This is a genomic window from Coleofasciculus sp. H7-1 (assembly GCF_057473865.1).
This window is the reverse complement of record NZ_JBYCCT010000061.1, coordinates 1-20,081: the sequence shown is the minus strand read 5'-3', so window position 1 is coordinate 20,081 and position 20,081 is coordinate 1. Positions and strand designations below refer to the sequence as shown.

General features: G+C 49.5%; 17 protein-coding genes, 1 tRNA gene and 1 pseudogene. 14 read left to right on the top strand and 5 right to left on the bottom strand.

Features of this window, described 5'->3' with window-relative positions; translation table 11 throughout:
- Nucleotides 1-144: 144 nt before the first annotated feature.
- Nucleotides 145-309, top strand: a complete 165-nt coding sequence (locus tag AC2VDX_RS15185) for a hypothetical protein (RefSeq protein WP_378183122.1) — start codon at nt 145-147, stop codon at nt 307-309.
- Between the two features lie 247 nt (nt 310-556).
- Here the strand turns inward: AC2VDX_RS15185 and AC2VDX_RS15180 are convergent, their stop codons facing one another.
- Entirely contained in the window at nt 557-991 is a 435-nt protein-coding gene (locus AC2VDX_RS15180; protein ID WP_378183119.1) for an SRPBCC domain-containing protein, read from the bottom strand.
- Between the two features lie 152 nt (nt 992-1,143).
- Between AC2VDX_RS15180 and AC2VDX_RS15175 the strand changes: the two genes are divergently transcribed.
- Both AC2VDX_RS15175 and AC2VDX_RS15170 read left to right on the top strand, forming a co-directional pair.
- Nucleotides 1,144-2,535: a malic enzyme-like NAD(P)-binding protein gene (locus tag AC2VDX_RS15175; protein WP_378183116.1), complete on the top strand. Its 1,392-nt coding sequence runs from the start codon at nt 1,144-1,146 to the stop codon at nt 2,533-2,535.
- 177 nt (nt 2,536-2,712) lie between these two features.
- Complete coding sequence (locus AC2VDX_RS15170; RefSeq protein ID WP_378183114.1) at nt 2,713-3,603, top strand: SDH family Clp fold serine proteinase; 891 nt, start codon at nt 2,713-2,715, stop codon at nt 3,601-3,603.
- 259 nt (nt 3,604-3,862) lie between these two features.
- Here AC2VDX_RS15170 and AC2VDX_RS15165 read toward each other — a convergent pair whose 3' ends face one another.
- Entirely contained in the window at nt 3,863-4,576 is a 714-nt protein-coding gene (locus AC2VDX_RS15165; protein WP_378183111.1) for a peptidoglycan-binding domain-containing protein, read from the bottom strand.
- 400 nt (nt 4,577-4,976) lie between these two features.
- Between AC2VDX_RS15165 and AC2VDX_RS15160 the strand changes: the two genes are divergently transcribed.
- From AC2VDX_RS15160 to AC2VDX_RS15130, 7 genes are all read left to right on the top strand, one after another.
- Nucleotides 4,977-6,392: a hypothetical protein gene (locus AC2VDX_RS15160; protein ID WP_378183105.1), complete on the top strand. Its 1,416-nt coding sequence runs from the start codon at nt 4,977-4,979 to the stop codon at nt 6,390-6,392.
- A 322-nt stretch (nt 6,393-6,714) separates the two neighbouring features.
- A complete protein-coding gene (gene rimP / locus AC2VDX_RS15155; RefSeq protein WP_378183102.1) occupies nt 6,715-7,176 on the top strand; it encodes a ribosome maturation factor RimP in 462 nt (153 codons plus the stop codon).
- Between the two features lie 120 nt (nt 7,177-7,296).
- Nucleotides 7,297-8,628 carry a transcription termination factor NusA gene (nusA, locus tag AC2VDX_RS15150; protein ID WP_378183099.1) on the top strand — a complete coding sequence of 444 codons (1,332 nt, stop codon included), beginning with the start codon at nt 7,297-7,299 and terminating at the stop codon, nt 8,626-8,628.
- Between the two features lie 49 nt (nt 8,629-8,677).
- On the top strand, nt 8,678-9,022 hold the full coding sequence (locus AC2VDX_RS15145; RefSeq protein WP_378183328.1) for a YlxR family protein: 345 nt from the start codon (nt 8,678-8,680) through the stop codon (nt 9,020-9,022).
- 276 nt (nt 9,023-9,298) lie between these two features.
- On the top strand, nt 9,299-12,391 hold the full coding sequence (gene infB / locus AC2VDX_RS15140) for a translation initiation factor IF-2 (RefSeq protein ID WP_378183096.1): 3,093 nt from the start codon (nt 9,299-9,301) through the stop codon (nt 12,389-12,391).
- A 131-nt stretch (nt 12,392-12,522) separates the two neighbouring features.
- On the top strand, nt 12,523-13,188 hold the full coding sequence (locus tag AC2VDX_RS15135; RefSeq protein WP_378183093.1) for a low-complexity tail membrane protein: 666 nt from the start codon (nt 12,523-12,525) through the stop codon (nt 13,186-13,188).
- A 526-nt stretch (nt 13,189-13,714) separates the two neighbouring features.
- A complete protein-coding gene (locus AC2VDX_RS15130) occupies nt 13,715-13,921 on the top strand; it encodes a hypothetical protein (RefSeq protein ID WP_378183090.1) in 207 nt (68 codons plus the stop codon).
- Between the two features lie 49 nt (nt 13,922-13,970).
- Here the strand turns inward: AC2VDX_RS15130 and AC2VDX_RS15125 are convergent, their stop codons facing one another.
- Nucleotides 13,971-14,525 (bottom strand): alpha/beta hydrolase, encoded by a 555-nt coding sequence (locus tag AC2VDX_RS15125; protein WP_378183088.1) that lies wholly within the window; start codon nt 14,523-14,525, stop codon nt 13,971-13,973.
- Nucleotides 14,526-14,930: 405 nt separating this feature from the next.
- On the opposite strand from AC2VDX_RS15125, the gene AC2VDX_RS15120 reads away from it, so the two are divergent.
- Both AC2VDX_RS15120 and AC2VDX_RS15115 read left to right on the top strand, forming a co-directional pair.
- On the top strand, nt 14,931-16,589 hold the full coding sequence (locus tag AC2VDX_RS15120; protein ID WP_378183085.1) for a DUF1565 domain-containing protein: 1,659 nt from the start codon (nt 14,931-14,933) through the stop codon (nt 16,587-16,589).
- 110 nt (nt 16,590-16,699) lie between these two features.
- Nucleotides 16,700-16,771 (top strand) — tRNA-Gly (locus tag AC2VDX_RS15115).
- Between the two features lie 250 nt (nt 16,772-17,021).
- Here AC2VDX_RS15115 and cobS read toward each other — a convergent pair.
- Nucleotides 17,022-17,822, bottom strand: a complete 801-nt coding sequence (gene cobS, locus AC2VDX_RS15110) for an adenosylcobinamide-GDP ribazoletransferase (protein ID WP_378183082.1) — start codon at nt 17,820-17,822, stop codon at nt 17,022-17,024.
- 228 nt (nt 17,823-18,050) lie between these two features.
- Between cobS and AC2VDX_RS15105 the strand changes: the two genes are divergently transcribed.
- Nucleotides 18,051-18,500, top strand: a complete 450-nt coding sequence (locus AC2VDX_RS15105; RefSeq protein WP_378183079.1) for a hypothetical protein — start codon at nt 18,051-18,053, stop codon at nt 18,498-18,500.
- A gap of 113 nt (nt 18,501-18,613) precedes the next feature.
- Nucleotides 18,614-19,717, top strand: coding sequence for a tRNA guanosine(34) transglycosylase Tgt (tgt, locus tag AC2VDX_RS15100; RefSeq protein WP_378183076.1), 1,104 nt, complete (start codon nt 18,614-18,616; stop codon nt 19,715-19,717).
- A gap of 228 nt (nt 19,718-19,945) precedes the next feature.
- Here tgt and AC2VDX_RS15095 read toward each other — a convergent pair.
- A pseudogene (locus AC2VDX_RS15095) lies at nt 19,946-20,081 on the bottom strand (RNA-guided endonuclease TnpB family protein); the annotation flags it as partial.

The window sequence follows — 20,081 nt, the reverse complement described above, 5'->3', positions numbered from 1 at the left end:
TGCATCCCCCGATAAATTGGGGGACTTTGAGGCTCTTGTTTCCCCCTTTTTAAGGGGGGCTAGGGGGGATCGGTTACTTCTCAAACATCCTCTAAGGGCGCATAGGGATGCGATGAGCGCCCATGAATCGAAGAACTCAGGCAAATGAGCAGTGTTGCAGCGATTGTAGAAGACTTGCAGTTATCGCGTCTCTACGGGATTTCAGGCGCAGGTGCATGGGTAGACGACTCCACAAGCAAGCTAGACAATTTCTCACTTAATCTAGCCCTAGTTCTCCCTTATCGAGAAGTCTGCACCTATATAAAATGAAAAACCGTGGGAGTTGGAGTTCCACGGCTTCTGAAGGAGTCTTATCTTAAAACAATCTTATTCGGCAGCAACTTGTAGAAAAGGGCTGGTAACAGTTTTTGTAACCGAATTGCCTTGGTGAGTGGAAGTCGCGGCTATACAGACGAAACCCGGATGGTGCGCGGGTTTTAATTTCATGAATCCGCAGCGGCGGACTTAGTTTGTTTAGCCGCGATTTCTAATTGCCAAGGCATGGCGTCCCCAGAATTCACATCCGTTCCACATACCGCTTCAACTCCCGCGCCATCCGCTTGATGCCTTGCTGCTCATCATCCCGAATGAAGGGCATAAATACACGAGTCAGCACCCCTGAGAACGTGTTGCGGTGGAAGTATTTAGTCCGTCCAAAGCCAATCTCTTGCAACTCAAAGACATACTCATTCTTAAAGCCAGGAATCGAGGAAACCCAAGCGAGACAAAGTCCAGACTGCACTCTAGTAATCAACGGCTGAAACTCAGTTTCCTCCTCACCCGGCACGCGCCGCACAGAGAGTAAAACCTCTTCCCCCTGCTTAAATGGCATCGTTGGATCGAGGTCAAATAAAAAAGTGTTCCACTTATACCACTTTTCTTTTTTCAACAGAACCTGCCAAACTTCCTGCTTAGGAGCATTAATTTCAATTTCGGTATAGAGACTCGCCATTATCGCGGCAGCTAATCCGGTAGTGTAACTGGGTACAATTGGAAACTTGCAGCTCCTTTAGGCTAGGAGCGTACAATTTTGGATTTTGGAGGAAAGGATTTTAGATTCCCAATCCAAAATCTATCATCTTAAATCTAAAATCTTTACTCAGCATGGTAAACCTAACACCCAACTCTAGCTTCAGTTTAACGATTCGCCTCCAGATTCCCAATCGCGCTGGGATGTTAGCAAGCGTCACCACAGCGATCGCTAGTGTCGGCGGTAATATGGGTCAAATTAGTTTAATCGAGCGGACTCGCAACATTGTGGTGCGAGAAATCACCGTCGATGCCGCCAGTACGGAACACGCCGAACAAATTGTCCAAGCCGTGAAAGCGTTGCCAGATGTCAAGGTGATTGATGTCTACGACTGCACCTTTAACTTGCACCGCAGCGGCAAAATCATGATGCAGAGTAAGATTCCGCTGAAAAATCAAGCCGATCTAGCAATGGCTTATACTCCCGGCGTTGGTCGTATTTGTATGGCGATCGCATCTGACCCCGAACAGGTTCACACTCTAACGATTAAACAAAACACGGTCGCTATTGTTACCGATGGCAGTGCCGTACTGGGATTGGGCAACTTGGGGGCAGCCGCATCGTTGCCAGTGATGGAAGGCAAAGCGATGTTATTTAAAGAATTTGCTGGGATTGATGCCTTTCCCATTTGCCTGGATACCCAAGACACGGATGAAATTATCCGCACGGTAAAAAATATTGCCCCAGTTTTCGGCGGCGTTAACCTGGAAGATATTGCCGCCCCCCGTTGTTTCGAGATTGAAGCGCGACTGCGGCAGGAACTCGATATTCCCGTGTTTCACGACGATCAACACGGCACCGCGATTGTTAGCCTTGCTGCCTTGATTAACGCCCTCAAGTTAGTGAAAAAATCCTTAGCGGATGTGCGAATTGTGATTAATGGGGCGGGTGCTGCTGGGGTAGCGATCGCTCGTTTGCTCAAGAAAGCCGGTGCAGAATCCATCTTGATGTGCGATTCCAAAGGTATTCTCTCCAGCCAACGCGCCGATTTAACCCCAGAAAAGCGAGAATTTGCCGTAGAAGCCAGCGGTAACTTGGCAGATGCTATGCAGACAGCCGATGTCTTTTTAGGCGTCAGTGCGCCCGGAGTGGTGACGCCGGAAATGGTGCGTTCGATGGCAAAAGATCCGATTGTATTTGCAATGGCGAATCCCATTCCGGAAATTCAGCCAGAATTAGTCACAGAAGATGTCGCCGTTATGGCAACCGGACGCAGCGATTACCCGAATCAAATTAACAACGTCCTCGCCTTCCCTGGCGTCTTTCGCGGGGCACTCGATTGTCGTGCGACTACTATTACGACCACGATGTATCTAGAAGCCGCTTACGCGATCGCTTCTTTAGTCAAACCCTCCGACCTCGACCGGGAACATATCATTCCCTCCGTGTTTGACCCGCGCGTAGTCAATGCCGTCGCCGGTGCCGTGCAAGCCGCCGCCCGTCAAGAGGGCATCGCCCGCCACTAAGCGAGCAAAGTAGCTGGTTCTAGGCGCAATCTATCGCGTCTGGAACCGGGAAGTGGGGAAGCTACCAATTATCAATTCCCCATTTTCATTCCTGAAATAGTTTGCTCTACAGATAGAGTTTCAATTTTCTAGATATTGGAAGAATAAGGGGGAATACTGCATTCTTGCTAGGGAATAATGAGCTTTAGTTTCTTTGACATCTTCTGGGTATTTCTGGCTCTCAGTTCGCTCTTGCCTGCCTTCCAACAACGTCGGTTGGCATTTCAGCGAGTCCAAGCTTTGCGGAATTTCGAGCGATCGCGCAATAGTCGAGTGATTTTGCTAATTCACCGGCAAGAATCGATTAGTTTCTTAGGAATTCCCATCTCGCGCTACATTACCATTGAAGATTCAGAACAGGTGCTGCGGGCAATTCGCCTCACGCCCCCCGACGTTCCCATCGATCTGATCTTGCATACCCCAGGTGGTTTGGTGCTGGCAACTGAGCAGATTGCCAGAGCATTGATTCGCCACCCTTCTAAAGTCACCGTCTTTGTACCTCACTACGCCATGAGCGGCGGCACCATGTTAGCTTTAGCATCTGATGAAATCGTCATGGATGCCAACGCCGTCTTGGGGCCAGTCGATCCCCAGTTGGGAAATATGGCAGCGGCGAGTATCCTCAAAGTCATCGAACAGAAGCCCATTAGCGAAATCGACGACAACACGATCATCATGGCAGACCTGTCGCGCAAAGCGATGGATCAGGTACAGCGGTTTGTCCGAACCCTCCTGAAAGACAATATTCCCCAACCGAAAATTGCTCCCGAAAACATCGAACGGATTGTGGAAGCTATCACTACGGGGCGAGTCACTCATGACTATCCGATCACGGTCGAGGAAGCCACGGAACTCGGTTTTCCGATTACAGTGGGGCTGCCAATGTCAATCTATAACCTGATGGATTTCTACCCGCAGCCCCAAGGCGGACGTCCTAGCGTGCAGTACATTCCCATGCCCTACGAACGTCCCCCAGCATTACCACCGACCCCTAAGGGCAGACCTTTACCAGAGAATGCTAAGTTTTAAGCTACCGTGAGATTTAAATTGCTGAGTAGTTGAGGCTGGTAATCGTCAGGAGTCAGTAATGCTTTGCTACTGACTCCTGACTACTAACTTCTGACTAATTATCCATTACCAACGCAGCGCGATCGCTATGCAATTTAGACCCACAGCTGCTTAAAAATTTTAGGACTTACACAAATATCACCACATCTGAGGGCAACCACAGGGGGATTGAACCCGAAAAAACCCTATGTGTATAAGCTTTGCGTAAGTCCTGAATTTATCAGCTTGACGGCGATGGACTGGGGCTGGGAGTCGGTGATGGACTGGGACTGGGACTGGGACTGGGACTCGGTGTCGGTCTTGGCGATGGACTGGGACTCGGTGTCGGTCTTGGCGATGGACTCACCTGTGGCGTTGGCGTGGGACTCGGTGTTGGGGTGGCGCGGGGTGTTGGCGTTGGTGTTGGCGCTAGTGTTGGTTCTGGCGCTGATTCTGGTGTTGGCGTTGACGCTGGCGCTTGCTCTTCAAGTCCCAGGATTCTTCTTGCCTCTTGGTCGAGTCTCTGACGTACTGGTAACGTAGCGATGCCAGTTACCGGCAAATTAAATTGTCTCTGAAACTGCCTGATGGCATCTTCAGTGCGCGGGCCATAAAACTGGTTGCGGGGAAGGGGCGGATTTGGCTTAACCACAAGATTCAAGTTTGCCTGAAGAATTTTGGTTATATTTGCGGCAAAATCCTGTGTCTTTGGCCCCGCTGTAGCATCAACAGGTGTTAGCTTATATCCCTGCTGAAACTCGCGGATAGCCCTTGTAGTGGCTTCATCCGTCAGAGTATCTCCAATCGTGACGTTATACCCAAAGCCGCGCAACAAGGAGCGAAATTCCCTTGGTGTGTAATCGCGGCTGCGTTCGGCTATAGCTACTTGGTAACTGACTAAGCTGGCGGTTATGGTGATCACCGCAGCCAAAGGCATTCCAAACCTACTCCACATAGCTCAATCTCCTCACTCACTCACTCACTGATTAAGCGCGATAGCGATTTGAACAGTTACAGTTTAAGCTGAATTGGGCATTCTATCGTTTATTTTTAGCAAGCGATCGCCACAACAGCCAATAGCGATCGCGTGGCGTGTGCTGCCGGGTTCGACCTTTCACCGTGCTGATATCCAATGGAATCCTTCTGTTTTTAAGGCAACATCAGCAATTGGCGAACAATCAGTGGTATCAAATCTGACTGAAGCTTCCGAGGGTCTGTCAAGCTGATAATTGGTAATTGAAGATTGTGATGGATGGTAGGTAGTAGGTAGTAGCTTTTTCCCCATTACCTTTTTCCCCATTACCTTTTTCCCCATTACCTTTTTTCCCATTACCTATTACCTCTTCTTCCTTTCCATGTCACCTCAAAAATTGGCAAAGACGCCCCAATCTCGTCGTAACTTGTGGTTTGAACGTGTAATGGCACTTTTGGCGGTGGCTAACTTAGGCTTGGTGCTGTTCGACTTAAGTTACGTTCCTCTGCGCGATTTCTACCTGCGGGAATTTCGCAGCCTTACTCGAATCTATGACCCAATCAAAGGCATTGAACCCCATCGAGAAACACAGCAGTATCTGGATACAGTAGAAAAACTCAAAGCACAGCTGCAACAGACAGAAGGATTGCAGTCGCCAGAAGTAGCAACCTTGTTGGAGGAACTGCGCCAACGAAGTGTGGAAATGATTGATACGAATCCGTTTGCAGAGGCGAATAAGACGGGGACTCTGGAAAAAATCAAAAATCGGATGCGTCAGCACATTGGCAAGGATTCTGCTAAACAATCTTTCAGCACCTTTTGGAGTCTGCCTTATTTATCCCAAGCTGGCGTAGAAAAAGAAATTACCTTTTATAACCAAGAAATTCAGCCTTTGATCGCAAGGAATTATTTTCGCCCAGTTGGGGAAACAGGTAATTTCGTTGACTACTTCTGGAAAATTGACCTCTGGTTTATCATTCCCTTCGGCATTGAGTTTTTGCTTCGTACCTACTATATTCATCGGCGTCACAATAGTCTCACTTGGCTCGAAGCAATGATGTGGCGCTGGTATGATATCTTCCTGCTGCTACCTTTTTGGCGGTGGCTGCGCGTCATTCCAGTTGTGATGCGCCTGCACCAAGCAAAATTATTAAACTTGGAACCAATACGGATGCAAATTAACCGAGGATTTGCGGCAAACTTTGCGGAAGAATTGGCAGAAGTCATCGTGATCCGGGTAATTAACCAGCTGCAAGGGTCGATTCGCTCTGGAGAACTGACTCGGTGGTTATCAGGACGGGAGACTCGTCCTTACGTTGACATCAACAATGTTAATGAAGTGGAAGCGATCGCTACCCTATTGATGAAAGTAACCGTCAATCAAGTGTTACCAAAAATTCAGCCGGATTTAGAAGCAATTCTACAGCACAACATTGAAAAAATCCTCAGCCAATCCCCCCTCTATCGGGGACTCCAGCAAGTACCTGGAATGGGTACCATCCCCACGCAGATGACTGAAAAACTGGTAAAAGAAATCTCACTTGCAGCCTACAACACCCTCACCGCCTCTCTGGAAGACGATCCGGTTGGCGCAGAACTTTCCAAACAGCTGATGGAACACTTCACTGAAGCCTTAGGATCGGAGGTGCAAAGACAGCAGACCGTTCAAAAAATTCAATCTTTACTTTTAGATATGTTGGAGGAAATCAAACTCAACTACGTCCAGCGCTTGTCCGAGCAAGATTTGGAGCAAGTGTTAGAAGAAACAAGAGCGATCCGTCAAATTGTCAAGCACTAACCAGATAGTTTCTCCGACAGCGATCGCGCCGCCACCCAGAATAAAAATTGTGCTTCTACTGAGTCTTCAGTCCGCGCTTACACGCGCCTACGCTAACAATCTTCAGTCCTATTTTCCTAGACCTTCAAGTACCAATGCTCGGTGCCAATCTCTTTTCTTGCCAGTTCCCTCAGCGCTCTGTTGACGACTCGCCACTCGCATACCGCTTGAGTTAAACTCAAAGTTAGGAAGGCGAATCCATCAGGATTCGTCCAGAAACTTCTTGGAATATAGTGTTCGCAGGAAGTGGGGCAGCACCCACTTTTTTTATTGGAGTTTTCCAATGACTCATCCCCTGATTCCACAAATTATTGATTTAGCAGCGCCGGTGGCAGAAGCCTTGGGCTTGGAAGTAGTCGGGGCGGTTTTTCACACCAACCAACGCCCACCCGTGCTGCGCGTGGACATCCGGAATTGCAACGCTGACACAGGGCTGGATGAGTGCGAACGAATGAGTCGGGCATTGGAGGCTGCTTTGGATGCGGCGGATTTCATTCCTGATGCCTATGTCCTAGAAATTTCTAGTCCCGGTATTGCGCGCCAGTTGACGACAGATCGGGAATTCATCTCCTTCAAGGGATTTCCTGTAATTGTCACAACATCCGAACCCTACGAAGGGCAGCAAGAGTGGACGGGGCAACTGATTCGTCGGGATGAAGATGGTGTTTACCTCAACCAAAAGGGTCGAGCGATCGCCATTCCCCGCCAAATGGTGAGCCGAGTGCAGCTGGATGAAAAACGGTAATTGAGCTAAGAGCTTAGTAGTCAGCCGTCAGTGGTCCGGTGAGGAAGTTGCCTCTTGACCACTGACCTATTACCAATTACCAGTTACCAATTACCAATAGCAATTAGCGAGGTTTTTTTTATGTCAATGGTTAGTCTACGCGGACTTAAAGAGCTAATCGATAAAATTAGTGTAGAGCGCAATTTACCCAAAAGTGCCGTTCAAGCAGCCCTACGAGAAGCTTTATTGAAAGGATACGAGCGATATCGTCGCACCCAAAACCTCGACAAGCATCATTTTGATGAAGATTACTTTCAAAACTTTGAAGTCGAACTCGACCTAGAACAAGAAGGAGAAGAAGGCTTCCGCGTCTTAGCGACCAAGACCATCGTTGAAAAGGTGAGTAGTGGCGACCATGAAATCGGTCTAGAAGAAGTGCAGAAAGTCGCTCCTGAGGCGGCTGTTGGCGACACAGTGGTTTTAGATGTGACCCCCGATCAAACCGAGTTCGGTCGTATGGCAGCAATTCAGACCAAGCAAGTGCTATCGCAAAAACTGCGAGATCAGCAGCGCAAAATCGTCGCTGAAGAGTTCCAAGAACTGGAAGGAACCGTTTTGCAGGCGCGGGTACTGAGATTTGAGCGGCAATCCGTGATTCTAGCTGTCAGTAGTGGGTTTAGTCAGCCAGAAGTAGAAGCTGACTTACCGAAACGGGAACAGCTACCCAACGACAATTACCGTGCCAATGCGACCTTCAAGGTATTTCTCAAAAAAGTGCGCGAAGGCCCAGCGCGGGGACCACAGTTGCTGGTTTCTAGAGCTGCCGCCGGTTTAGTCGTTTATCTATTTGCCAACGAAGTCCCAGAGATTGAGGATGAAGTGGTGCGGATTGTGGCAGTGGCGCGGGAAGCGAATCCCCCTTCTCGTCACGTTGGTCCGCGAACTAAAATCGCCGTCGATACCCTGGAGCGCGATGTAGACCCCGTGGGAGCCTGTATTGGTGCGAGAGGATCGCGGATTCAAGTGGTGGTGAATGAATTACGCGGCGAAAAAATTGATGTAATTCGTTGGTCGCCCGACCCATCTACTTATATTTCCAATGCTCTGTCGCCCGCACGAGTGGATGAGGTGCGTCTGATTAACCCAGATGCTCGTCAGGCTCATGTTTTGGTCGCGGAGGATCAATTGAGTTTGGCAATTGGTAAAGAAGGTCAGAATGTCCGTCTAGCAGCCCGCCTGACTGGTTGGAAAATTGATATTAAAGATATTGCCAAGTACGATTACGAAGCGGAAGCTCGGAATATGGCAGCTCTAGCAGCCGCTCGGCAAGCCCAAGAGGAAGCTGAGTATGAAGAAGCAGACGATGAGCCTGAAGAACTGGAAAGACCAGCAACAGTGCCTAGCTGGCAGCAGAACGGTGACGATTTTGATGATGTAGATGAAGTAGATGAGGTGGAAACCACGGAAGTTTAGATTTGAGATGAAATTTTCCATCCAAAATCTAAACTCCCAAATACTTGAGATGGAACCAAACTACCGACGTTGTGTGAGTTGCCGCCTAGTCGCGCCAAAATCGGCGTTTTGGCGAATTGTCAGAGTCTATCCGTCCCAGCAGTTACAATTAGATTGGGGGATGGGGCGATCTGCCTATCTTTGTCCCCAAGAAAGTTGTCTGGTAGCGGCTCAAAAAAAAAATAGGCTGGGCAGAGCGCTCAAAGTACCTGTCCCAGAAGCACTGTACCAAACCCTGTGGCAGCGCTTAGCTACTAAACTTGAAGGCTGCGATCGCTCCTTGCCAAGAAGCGAATCCAGCCCTCAAGAACCTTGCCTACCATCCGCATCAGACCTAAAACAGCCGCCCGAATGAGATATTGTAGGAAAGAAGTCCAAAAAAAGTGACGTGCCCCAAATTGTAAAGATTTGTGCGAAATTAGAAATACAAGTGTTTCACTATCCTTAGGGATAGTTCAGTTAACTTGGTGATAAACAGACTTCCCATAAGTAGCTTGGATATCATTAGTAGAAGTATAGGCAGCAAGTTAAAGCTTCACACCCATTAGGCAGTAAGCAAATGATCAACAAGTTGTCGTTCAAGCAGATGGTTATGGTGTAAAAACTGGTAGGATTCGAGGGGAAAGACTGGATGAACAACGGCAAAGTAAGAATTTACGAGTTATCGCGGGAATTGGATTTGGATAATAAGGATATTCTAGGAATTTGTGAGCGGCTCAATATTGCAGTCAAGAGCCACAGCAGCACAATAACTGAATCGGAGGCGGAAAGTATTCGCTCGGCGGCAGAAAAACAGGCAGCAGCCCGACCCGCTTCACGTGCGCGGGCTCCAATCGATCAGCGTAAAACAGCACCGCTAGCCGCTCAATCGGTGCGACCCAGGCTAGAAAACAAGCCGCAAATTTTGGAGATTCGTCAGCATAAGTCTGGTTCTGGTTCTAACGCACAACAGCCGGGAGAACAGGTGGCGATTCCTCCCCAACCACCAGTAAGACAGCAGACGCCATCACCCATGAAGCCGACAAGCCTGAATAAACCAGTGCGTCCTAACCAGCGGGATACTACTCCTGTAGTAGAAGTAGAAGTAGAAGTAGAAGTAGAAGTAGAAGTAGAAGTAGAAGAAAAACTACAGGTAGACCCGGTAGAGGCTCCTCATAACCCAGCGCCGAAAGCTGTTGAACCAGCCCCCCATCTCGTTGAACCTCCCATGCGACAAGCAGGGGAGCGTCCTGGGCCAAGTAATGTGGATCGGCCTGTATTAAAACGTGCCAAGGTAGAAACAGGCATTAGCTCGCCAGTCGCGATACCCCAAAAAGTAGGACCAGCGAGCGGGGCACCCGAAAGAAATAACGCATCGGCTCCTCCCGCCCCTGTCAGATCGGAGCGACCTGCCCCCCCTGCCCCACCACGAGTTCCAGAACTGCACTCGCCGCCCCAAAGACCGGTGCGACCTTCCGTGCCAGTTGGCAGACGCCCAGGCGGTGTCGGTGACACGCAACTAGAAGCAGGTTCCAGTCGCTCGAAGCTACTACGGGACGAAAACGATGAAGGTTTGGGAACGCCCGATACCCTCGGAGAAGAGGCAAGAAAACCGAATCCCCCCCGTCTCGTCGGTCCCAACAAGCGAAAACCTGAGTGGGAGGATAGTGAGGAAGAAGAAAACCCAGATAAAGCAGGCAAGGCAGGTGCTAAAGCTAAACGTCGGGTTCAACCCCTCATTGATGACGACGAAGACTTTGAAACGGATTTAGAGGAATTGCCAGCAGCATTACAGGTGAGTCTATCCGTGGCTCGTCCTCCCAAGCAGCAAAAGGCTCGTCCACCCAGCCCAGTCGTGGTGGCAGCGGAAAGAGAGAAGCGGAAGCCTCAAATGCAGCGCGGCGATGGGCAAAGCAACGATCGCGATCGCCGTCGCGAACCTGCTGCTAAGGCAGAACGTCCCGAAAATCTGGTGTTAACGGGCAGTATGACCGTTCAAGAACTCGCGACAGCCCTAGCAGTCCAGGAAACAGAGATTATCAAAACTCTGTTCTTTAAAGGCTTTGCGATCAATATCACCCAAACCCTAGATATCCCAACCATCACAATGGTGGCCAAAGAACTGGGCGTGGAAGTGGAGACGCAAGAAGAACAAGCCGCTGCTACAAAAGTAACGATAATGGTGACCGACGAAGACGTGGATCACCTGCAACGTCGTCCGCCAGTCGTAACGATTATGGGTCACGTAGACCACGGGAAAACAACTCTGCTTGATTCCATCCGCAAAACCAAAGTAGCGCAGGGAGAAGCCGGGGGAATTACCCAGCACATCGGTGCCTACCATGTGGATGTGGAATATGAAGGAAAAACTCAGCAAGTTGTGTTCCTAGACACCCCTGGTCACGAAGCCTTCACAGCAATGCGGGCGAGGGGAACACGAGTCACCGACATCGCCGTTCTGGTGGTTGCTGCCGATGATGGTGTCCAACCCCAGACAATTGAAGCAATCAGCCACGCGAAAGCAGCTGAGGTGCCAATTGTCGTGGCGATCAACAAAGTTGATAAACCGGATGCCCAGCAAGACCGCGTGAAGCAGGAATTAATCCAGTACGGTCTGCAACCCGAAGAATGGGGCGGCGATACCATAATGGTTCCCGTGAGCGCCATCAAAGGGGAAAACTTGGATACCCTGCTGGAAATGATTTTGATCCAGGCGGAAGTTTTAGAACTATCTGCTAACCCAGACCGCGCCGCTAAGGGTACGGTGATTGAAGCAAATCTGGATAAGTCGAGAGGCCCAGTTGCTACCTTGCTGGTGCAGAATGGTACGTTGCGAGTAGGTGATGTCCTGGTAGTTGGCTCAGTATTGGGCAAAGTCCGGGCGATGATCGATGACCGGGGAGATAGAGTTACTGCGGCGGCACCATCGTTCGCGGTGGAAGTGCTGGGCTTGAGCGATGTCCCAGCGGCTGGCGATGAGTTCGAGGTCTACCCGAACGAAAAAGAAGGTCGCGCGATCGCTAGTGCCAGAGCCGATGAGCAACGCCAATCACGCCTGCAACAGGTGATGGCATCCCGCCGAGTCACTTTGAATTCCCTCTCAGCTCAAGCTCAAGAAGGCGATCTCAAAGAACTCAACTTGGTTCTGAAGGCAGACGTTCAAGGTTCCGTAGAAGCTCTTCTGGGTGCCCTCGGACAGCTGCCACAAAATGAGGTACAAGTTCGGGTGCTGTTAGCGGCTCCTGGCGAAGTCACCGAGACAGACGTTGACTTAGCCGCCGCGAGTGGTGCTGTAATTGTTGGATTTAATACCACCCTTGCCAGCGGTGCCCGACAAGCAGCGGATCAAGCAGGGGTCGATGTGCGCGAATACAACATCATCTACAAACTGCTAGATGATATTCAAGGCGCAATGGAAGGTCTCTTGGAACCAGAGCAGGTGGAAGAACCTCTGGGGCAAGTGGAAGTCCGGGCTGTCTTCCCAGTCGGTCGTGGCTCCGTCGCCGGTTGCTATGTGCTGTCGGGTAAAGTGGTTCGCAATTGCCGAGTGCGGGTGCGCCGCAACAGTCAGGTAGTTCATGATGGCGTCTTAGATTCCCTCAAGCGGATGAAAGAAGATGCCAAGGAAGTCAATGCCGGATACGAATGCGGCATCGGCGTCGATCGTTTCAATGCCTGGGTAGAAGGCGACATCATCGAAGCCTACCAAATGGTAAGCAAGCGCCGGACTCTATCGCCAAATTAGTGCTGAGTGCTAAGGACTGAGGACTGAGAGAAGAAAAGTGAATCTCTTCCGACTTCATGCTCAGTCCTTTTAACTCAGTCCGCGCTGTCACGACACTTCGCCTTCAGTCCTCAGTCTGAGAGTCCTCTACAATGCGCTCTTTTTGGTTGGAACCGTTCTTGTGGATTCATCTTGCCGGTCTGGCGACAGTTCCCATTTGGCTGGAACTCTGCTGGCTGGGTCTGGCAGTTGGCGATCCCGTGTTTCCGGTGTGGTTGGAGATATTTTTGGTTGCCACTGTAGGCATTGCACCCGTGCTATGGATGCAGTTGAGCCGTCCTTTCAACATCTTCAGCATCCTGGCAGTGGCATTGAAGCCAAGTCAACTGACGCTTAACCAGCGACGCCTGTTGTCACAGTTCAAGTCACCCGCGAACCAATTAGTAGCCGTTCTGGCAGCTGGTTTCATGCTGTGGGTGTTGTGGCTAATCTATCAGGCAGCACCGCTAGCGGCGACTGTTACACCGCTTCCCCCAGAGTGGCGGTTCGCTGGACTGCTAATAGCGGCGCTGGCATTTCTGGCAAGCAATTTGTTCTTGCAGATACCGCTGAGCGTGGCGCGAGTCCTCCTCACTAACGAAGCAGCATTTTCTGCTACACAACCCTGTTCAGCAGAACAAATTCCGCAACAATTTACAATTCCGGGAGTACAGGTGAATCAAATCTTACCGCCGGAAATTTCAGAGACATCTGCTATATCGCCCAACCCACTAGAACCAATAAATGCCGCAATAGAAGCGCCAGCGTCCTCCGACTAATCTAAAAAAGAGATTTTTCTTCAAGGTTCCTGGTTTTTCTGCACATCGGTGTCTAACGTTAAAAGCTTTCAGCAACTGGCGTAACCCAAAAAATTTGGCTCTTCCGTAGTTGGTATGCTAAATTTATAGTCAAGAAGCGCCACAAGCTATACTAGCCATGAATTTAAGCCAATTTAGCGTTTATTAAATAGAAAATACAGTCCAAAATCGTTATACCTTGCTAGGTAAGCCTTTCAAGTTTTGGAATCAACTTTTTAGCATACCAAGTAATGAAGAGCCAAAAATTTTGGCGGATTGACCTAGAGATGTTACTGACAGCACAAATCCCCCCAACCTAACTGAGTTATCCTAAGAATAGACATAGAAATTTGTTAAATAGTCATCAGCGGGCAGTCAATTTTAAAGATTAGATTTAGAGATTAGATTTTAGAGTGGGTTGTAAATCCACAATCTAAAATCAAAATCTAAAATAGAATTGCTGAAGGCTGATAGCTGAAAGCTCCTTGTTCCCTTATTTAAGGTGCATATGGTCAGGTTTCCTGCTTCATCAACCAGCCAATTCTCCGGCAATACCAAAATCTGGGAAAGCCTCAAACAAGCGATCGCATCCAGTTCTGGGTTTCAGCGCTGGGAGATAGAACACCCGTTGGATGACGACCGCCTTCAGGAGTTCAACCTTGATTATCGGGTTCGCCGATATCTGCGCGAAACTCTAGAAACCCTTGCTTATTAGTCATTAGTCATTAGTCAGTAGCAAGGGACTAATGACTAATGACAACTCACTACTGACCAATTTTGATTAAATCACCTAGATTGGGCAAGCCCTGTCCCAGTCGCTTGAGTTTGCCATAAACCTCGGCAAGGCGATCGCCCTCCACATGAACTTCTGAGGTCGGGTAATTTTGTAAGAGTTCAATCAGGGTAATCTGATTGTCTGGAAGCGCCGAAGTCATCACCGCTCCCCGTAAGGACTGAATGTTTGCGCCATTGCCGGGAGTATGAACCACGTCACTGACTTGATTCAAGAGGATTTCCCCAATCTGGCTATTTAGCACCCGATCTAAAATCCGGGCATTCACCTTAACTTCTTGCGTCAGGGTTTTTCGCAAATCCTCAGGTTTTCTTCCTGCTAGAGCCAGATAAGCACGCAGCGCGGGTGAAAGTTTACCCGTTTCTGAAAAAGTTGTGAGTTCGGGAACAGATACCGATTCCCGTAGAAAGCGGTATTTCAGCACTACCGAGTTAGCAGCATCCGCAGGAGAGGCGCTGAGCAAAACACCCGCAGCAGCGAAGAAACAAAATACGAAAGGTAGCGATCGCAGCAGTAGAGAGCGCATAAGGAACCTGAAAACAGCTTTGAAATAGCACAACTGTGCTTATTCTACTTTGACGATACTGAATGCCAATGGGTTGCATCCTCCTGCTCAAGGAACAACTGCTTTTGAATCATCCCTCTGGCCTGAATTAGCATCAGCTAACGCGCTTAGATTTATAAAACCAAAGCCCTCAGAACATTTCAGGCTTTACATCGCCTGAAATTTTTTTAGAATGGGCAAGTTGCCACGTTGGGAACTGATAATATTCGCAACTTGTCATCAAACGTAATTGTGAATATTAATATTGGCGACGCGAGTGCATACACTAAGTATGTATAGCTTCCAGCGTAAAAAAATATCCCAATTAGTTAGTCTCTAAGTTGCTAAATCGTACAGTTAATAATGCACATCAAAAGCAGCAAACGTATGACACCTCAGGGTTTTTCCGCTCGTTCCTTCCATTTTTCTAGCATCCGTTCCGCCAAACGCCTCGCTGGTGTCGTACCCGTCCGGGCGTCCCTGCTAAGCGCTTTGTTGCTTTGGTCTGGAGGGGTCATGGCACTTCCTGCGGCTGCCCTTTTCGAGCCATCAACGCAGATAGCTCAACTTCCTGCAAGCGCGAAACTTGTCTACGTCAACCAATCCACGGGCAACGATACTGCCAGTGCTGGCACCAGTGAAACCACACCCTATCGCACTATCACCTACGCCCTCCAGCAAGCCAACTCTGGCACAGTAGTACAATTAGCTCCTGGTTCCTACACGGTTGACACGGGTGAAGTTTTCCCCCTCCTTGTCAAACAGGGCGTCATTCTGCGCGGCGACGAGCAAAGCAAAGGACAGACCGTAGCGATTATTGGCGGAGGCGGCTATGTTAGTCCCACCTTTTCCGGTCAGAACATTGCAATTCGGGCAGAGAAAGACAGTGAAATCAGAGGACTGACCATCACCAACCCGAATCGTCGCGGAACTGGACTGTGGATTGAATCTACCAATGCAACGGTTAGTAACAACACCTTTTCGAGCAACGACCGGGAAGGAGTTTTCGTCACCGGGACAGCTACCCCCAAAATTGAAAGCAACGTCTTTACCAAAAATAAGGGGAATGGCATTTCAGTCGCCAAGACAGCTCAAGGAGAAGTCCGCAACAATCTGTTTCAAGAGACGGGTAATGGGATTGTCTTGACTGAGACGGCATCGCCTTTGATCGCAGACAACCGCATTGTCCAAAACATTGATGGAGTCGTTGCCTCCAACTCCTCTGCCCCAGTACTGCGTAACAATATTATTGAGGCAAACACGCGCTATGGAGTCGTGGCAAGCGGGGATGCTCAACCCAATCTAGGGACTCAAGAAAATCCTGGGCAAAATCGGATTCGCAACAATGTTCGTTTCGATGTTGCCAACCTAACCCGCACGAATACTATCATCGCGGTCGGCAACGATATTGATTCTAAGAAAATTTCCGGGCGCGTGGATTTTGTGGCGGCGTCGGTACCTAGCGGCGGTTTTGCCGATGTTCAAGGGAACTGGGCGCAAGCGTATATCGAAGCTTTGGTTGCTAAAGATGTGATTGCCGGTTTCCCTGATGGCACTTTCCGCCCCAACGAACCTGTCACTCGCGCTCAGTTTGCGGCTATTATCAACAAAGCTTTTACACCAGCAGCAACACAATCTGGTATCAATTTTGTAGATGTCAAAAGCAATTATTGGGCTTATCAAGCCATCCAAACAGCTTATCGGGGAGGCTTTTTGTCTGGGTATCCGGGTCAGGTATTTCGCCCGGAACAGCGCATCCCCAGATTGCAAGTTTTAGTTTCCTTGGCAAGTGGTTTGAAATTGCGTTCGGACAATACTGGTGTGCTGTCTGTTTACAATGATGCCACCCAGATTCCTAGCTGGGCAAGTACAGCGATCGCAGGGGCAACTCAGAAACAACTGGTGGTGAATTATCCGACGCTGACTCAGCTCAATCCCAGCCGTGACGCCACTAGGGCTGAAGTCGCCGCTTTTGTCTACCAGGCGCTAGTGAATGCTGGTCGTGCTGAGGCGATTCCTTCACCTTATCTAGTCCAGGCTCCATAATCGCGGCTCAACGTGAGATGTATAGCGTTCCAACTACTGGATGCTGGCGCTCTATAAGTCGTATAATAGAGGTTAGCTTTCAGCACTCTGCTGATGGTTAACCTCGAAATGCGGGTATAGTTCAGTGGTAGAACGTCACCTTCCCAAGGTGAATGTCGTCGGTTCGAGTCCGATTACCCGCTTTTATAAACAGTGACTAATTAAATGTCATCGTTGACAGATTAATGTCGCTTTGACAAATTAGTGATGTCATTAAGGCTAAATCATCCAATTTGCCGAAAGTATTCGCAGTGGATTGGGCAGTTGAGGCAGCGGCATTTTTAGAAGGCTAGTTGGAATATCGAAAAAAACGCCAATTGGGATTCAAGTTTTCTGGCGCGGTTGGCTGAAATTGGAATCCCTATGTGAAGGTTGGCAACTTGCTACAGAGACTTAGCGCGAAAAGTCAGAGTAGAGGCTAGCGATCGCGCACAATAAAAAAGCTTCTGTCCACTCTACAACTGCCCCGTAGGTATCGCCGGTATGCCCGCCTAGCTGGCGGTGAAACCAGGCTCCTGTTAAAAGCGCGATCGCGCATCCTGCGGCTGCTGTTCCCACCGCTGCCAGCCACCGACTCGGTGACACAACGATCTGTAATCCCAACAGGGCAAATAGCAACAGCAATCCCAGCAGGATGTCTTGAGGCGTCCGAATCGATTCTTTGTGGAAGGCACCTTTACCCTCCGCTTTGAGGTAAGGATAGCAAGCGATCGCCACCACTTGTCCCCACCGCCCCCATCCCGCCGATACCATTAGTGCCAGCCACCGATAAGATTCTAAGTCAGTCAGGGCAGATGTTTTTAATAGCAGCAGCGCGATCGCTGCCATCGCTCCAAAGGCACCCGTGACGCTATCTGCCATCACCTCTAGACGCCGCTGTCGTTCGCGTAGCTTGTCCGCAGAAAAATCCTGCACTGCCAGTCCATCTGCTGTATCCATTGCCCCATCCAGATGCAGACCCCCGGTGAGGGCAATCCAAGCAACAACCACCATTGCAGAACGAGTCAGCATCGGGACACCCAGCAGTTGGAAACAAGTATCCAAAAGAGCGAGTAACCCCCCAATCAATAAACCCACCAAAGGTGCCCAACGAGCAATGCCCCGGAATTCTAATGCCCATCCAGATGGAATAGGGATACAGGTGTAAAAGGCGATCGCGCCCAGAAATGCTTGCCAAAATGAGAAAATTTGCACAACCAACAAACTTAATGACTTTTCGATCGCAGATTCAGCAGATTAGCGTATGAACAGGGGAGAAATGTTGGGCTAAGATTGTCTCGTAGCAGTTCCGATTGCCAAAGGCGTAAGCCATTAGGTTATGAAAGCTACCTGCTTCCCTAAGTAGTGTATATTGCATTTATTCTGTTGCATCTACGCAGCGACCAGGCAAGATCGGGCTTGTTTGAACCAGAGGCTGTTTCCATGACTTATGACCAATCTCCGCCCCGCTTACCGGCTCCATGTATTATTGACAGCGGCATAATCCTTAATAAACAAGATATGCGGCGACTGCTGACCGATCTAGGTCGCGTTCGCTACATCCACACCCTCGATGGCAAAGTGCAGAGCGAGGGCGAAGGATGCGTGCTGGAGGTATTTGCCGAGCCACAGCGGTCTACAATGATTGCTAACCAGGCAATCTATCTCAACGTCCATAGTTTTGATTATCTGCAACTGCACCAGTCGAGCGAACAGGAATCTTATTTTGACTTAATTCAAGATCATCGTCAGTTACGTTTGATACCGCTTTCTAGTCCACTCCAAGAGCAAAGCACGCCGATCATTAATGCCGCCGCTTTAGAAGCGATGGTGACACAAGTTCTGTCTGCTAAGTGGGATGTCCAACTTGACGACGACGATTGCTTATTCTAAGTAGTAGTTGTTAGGAAGTCGTTAGTCATCAGTCATTAGTCAATAAAAATCGGCTAATCACCTAAAAACTAAGGGCTAAAGACTGTTGTTAGTGAGACTCGCAGCTAAAGTAAGTGGGATTTTCGTTTCAATGTCAGGCGCGTTGTCGCCATACGCAGGCACGAGCCGGGACTTTTTTGACACCGCATGGCTTAGTGGAAACACCTAAGTTTATGCCGGTAGGGACGCTGGCGACTGTCAAATCTCTGACAATCGATCAGCTGGAGGCAACGGGTGCCCAAATGGTTCTGGCGAATACCTTTCACCTCCACTTGCAACCTGGAGAAGCGATTGTGGCGGGTGCGGGTGGGCTGCACCGCTTTATGGGCTGGAAGAAGCCGATGCTGACAGATTCTGGGGGCTTCCAGGTATTCAGCTTGAGCGAGTTGCGGAAAATTACTGAAGACGGTGTAACATTTCGCTCTCCCCGCGATGGGCGGATGCTTCATCTGACGCCAGAGCGGTCAATCCAAATTCAGAACGAACTGGGAGCGGATGTCATCATGGCATTTGATGAGTGCCCGCCCTACCCAGCGGAGCGATCGGAAGTCGTGGCGGCAACAGAGCGGACTTATCGGTGGCTGGAGCGGTGTATAAATGCTCACCAACGTCCGGACGAGCAAGTTTTGTTTGGGATTGTTCAGGGTGGGGTTTATCTGGATTTGCGAGTTGCGGCTGCTGAGTCATTAGCGGGGTTAAATTTGCCAGGATACGCGATTGGCGGTGTCAGTGTGGGAGAACCGCCGGAACTGATTCACCAGATTGTGCGGGCGACTGCGCCAGTGTTACCTGCCGAAAAGCCTCGTTACCTGATGGGTGTAGGCACTTATCGAGAAATGGCACAAGCGATCGCATCCGGTATCGATTTATTTGACTGTGTGATTCCCACCCGCTGGGCGCGTCACGGGACTGTGATGGTACAGGGAGAACGCTGGAATCTAAAAAACGCGCAGTACAGAGAAGATTTCACTCCCCTTGATGCTAGTTGTCCTTGCTACACCTGCCAGAACTTCAGCCGCGCTTACTTGTGTCATTTAGTGCGATCGCGGGAAATCCTCGGTTACACTTTACTCTCGATTCACAACGTTACTGAATTGATTCGCTTCACGCAACGAATTCGGGAGGCAATTTTAGGCGATCGCTTTGTTACGGAATTTGGTCACTGGCTGGACGTTTGAGGACTTTCCGACTCTCCGAAAGACGGAATCTTTCTATCGTTGTCTGCATTTTTTGGGTTAAAGTGCGATCGCGTTTTTCAAAATTTAGTTTTGGTATGTCTGAAACAGTCATGTTTAGCCAGTTTCCGGCAGAACTTATTGTTCCGCCGAGAGGGCTTGAATGGCTGTTTAATTATTTACCTATCATTGACATCCTCCCCGACCTAAAAGGTACGGGGATTCCAAGAATCACTTCTTAGACTTTTCTGCTTCAATGCAACTGCCATCAGACTTATGCCTATCCGGTCTTACGTTCGCTCCACAGACTTTCACCGCAAGCCCTGCGGCGAGTATGTTATGTGCGGCATTCACATCCCGGTCATGG